The sequence below is a fragment of the Leptolyngbya boryana PCC 6306 genome (assembly GCF_000353285.1).
Lineage (GTDB): Bacteria > Cyanobacteriota > Cyanobacteriia > Leptolyngbyales > Leptolyngbyaceae > Leptolyngbya > Leptolyngbya boryana.
In genome coordinates, this window is the sequence record NZ_KB731328.1 from 26,089 (window position 1) to 27,054 (window position 966).

Annotated in this window: 1 protein-coding gene and 1 pseudogene; one reads left to right on the plus strand and one right to left on the minus strand. The window is 48.1% G+C overall.

The window, feature by feature from the left end; genetic code table 11:
• Positions 1–193: 193 nt before the first annotated feature.
• A pseudogene (locus LEPBO_RS0135600) lies at positions 194–702 on the plus strand (IS1 family transposase); the annotation flags it as partial.
• Positions 703–809: 107 nt separating this feature from the next.
• On the opposite strand, the gene LEPBO_RS41505 reads toward LEPBO_RS0135600, so the two are convergent.
• Entirely contained in the window at positions 810–959 is a 150-nt protein-coding gene (locus LEPBO_RS41505; protein ID WP_263970860.1) for an ATP-binding protein, read from the minus strand.
• Positions 960–966 lie beyond the last annotated feature (7 nt).

Genomic DNA, 966 nt, shown 5'->3' on the forward strand with positions numbered 1-966 from the left:
CAGGATTGGCTTGCTCAGTGGTAGTCACTTCTAAACCTGCTACAGTAAGATTAACATTCTTTTCAGACATCGTTGCCTGCCTCCAAGCAGTGCAGTTGATGTCTTTTTCTATCGCATACATTCATCCTTGAAACCGCTTCTAAATCTCGCTCTTAGCTTTTCTTCATGCACTCCTTGCGCATCGCGTGGGAATACCGGGGTTTCTGAGCTATGGCTGCAACGTTACGTGAACGCTAAATACGCTGCTGTGCCGCGACGAGTGAGCGTGAGCGCTAAAAAAAAGGGCGATTAGCCATCCAGTGCGACGAGTTGTGGTCGTTCGTTGACCACAAAGGCAACAAGCAGTGGGTTTGGTTAGCGATAGATGCAAAGACACGGGAAATTGTGGGCGTGCATATCGGAAACCGTTCAGAAGCGGGAGCCACAGCCTTGTGGCAATCCTTGCCCCCAGTCTACCGACAATGTGCCATCTGCTATACCGACTTCTGGGCAGCTTATGCGGCAGTTTTCCCCAGTCAACGGCATCGGGCAGTTGGCAAGCAGAGTGGTTTGACCAACCGGATTGAGCGATTCAACTGCACCCTGCGTCAAAGAATCTCTCGACTGGTGCGAAAAACCTTATCGTTCTCCAAGAAGGTGGACAATCACATTGGTGCAATTTGGTACTTCATTCATCACTACAACGCATCCTTACCTATTTAGAACTACCAAATAATGTAAAACTCGACAGCTAGTTAAATTGATGGATACCATTGAACGATAGCAAGCATCAGGAATGTATAGGAATTTGAATCACAAATTCCGTGCCTTCACCGATCGCTGATACCGCGCTCAATTGTCCTCCATGCTTCCTCACGGACGATCTGATAGCAAATGGGAAGCCCCAATCCTGTCCCTTTGCCTTCCGGTTTTGTGGTGAAAAAGGCTTCAAAGATTCGCTGTTGTACTTCATACGGCATTCCAGCA

Coding starts and splice junctions, on each gene's coding strand:
- LEPBO_RS41505 (WP_263970860.1), bottom strand. CDS start 959: ATGCCGTATGAAGTACAACAGCGAATCTTTGAAGCCTTTTTCACCACA.